Origin of the sequence: Iodidimonas sp. MBR-22 (genome assembly GCF_029946565.1) — a bacterium.
Taxonomy (GTDB): domain Bacteria; phylum Pseudomonadota; class Alphaproteobacteria; order Sphingomonadales; family Rhodothalassiaceae; genus Iodidimonas; species Iodidimonas nitroreducens.
On record NZ_JARKVQ010000042.1, the window covers coordinates 1 to 649 of the forward strand.

Sequence of the window (649 nt, forward strand, 5' to 3'; positions counted from 1 at the left end):
CCGATGCTTTTGGGCATTCCCGGAGACAATACCTATGCCAATTATCAGGAGGCCAATCGGGCGCTGTGGCGTTTGACGCTGCTGCCTTTGGTGGATCGGGTGCTGGCGGGGCTGTCGCGGTTTTTGTCTGGGGATGGCGAGCCGCTGCGTTTGCTGGCTGATCGCGATGCCATTCCGGCATTGGCGATCGAGCGTGAAGCGCTGTGGGCGCGTGTGGGTCTGGCAGGCTTTATGACCCTGAATGAACAGCGTGCGGCGGTGGGGCTTTCCCCCATTGCCGGTGGCGATGTGCTGGCGGCGGATCATGGGGAGACTGTGCCCCCTTTTGAGCGTGGCGGGCGGCCCTCTGCTGCCCGCCAAATGAAGGGGCAGGCGGTGGGGGCCACGCGGGCGGCGCGCTTTGCCGATCTGGAGCGGGATTTCGATGTGGCGAAGGCATCGGGGAAGACCCACAAGATCTGGCGCACCCGCAAGGATGGCGATGTGCGCTCGAGCCATGCGGCGATGGACGGGGTGCGGGTGGATATCGATGCGGTGTTTGATGTGAATGGCGCGCGTCTTTTTCTGCCCTCCGACCCCGAAGGCCCTTTTGATGAGACCGCCAATTGCCGCTGCTTTGTTGAGTATGTGGATGAGGGTGTGGGGGCGG

The 649-nt window shown here is 63.5% G+C and carries 1 protein-coding gene; it reads left to right on the forward strand.

The window, feature by feature from the left end; translation table 11 throughout:
• A partial coding sequence (locus QK300_RS13575; RefSeq protein ID WP_281302241.1) for a phage portal protein occupies nucleotides 1-649 on the forward strand: 649 nt, incomplete at both ends.